This is a genomic window from Roseateles sp. AC306 (genome assembly GCF_979253795.1).
Map to the genome: position 1 here is coordinate 1 of NZ_CEEDEB010000167.1, position 230 is coordinate 230.

General features: G+C 69.6%; 1 pseudogene. It reads right to left on the reverse strand.

Annotated features, from left to right (window positions below):
• Positions 1 to 230: pseudogene (locus tag AC0IZJ_RS28830) on the reverse strand (peptidoglycan DD-metalloendopeptidase family protein); the annotation flags it as partial.

Consider the following 230-nt stretch of genomic DNA (forward strand, 5'->3'; position numbering starts at 1 on the left):
TTGCAGGCAAGCCGGGTCACCCGGCTTGCCTGCAAAGGCCAGGCCCTTGTTGCGCTGATCGTCAAAACCCGCGCTGACGGGCCGCGACACCGGCCAGGCCCAGGCCAGGTTGTCGTCGTCGGAGCCGGTAGCTTCCTGTGGCGGCTCCTTGGCTGCCGTGACAACAGGCGCCGATGCAGCGCTTGCCGATGCGCCTGGCGGCTTGGCATCCCACGGCCGGGTCTCGACCG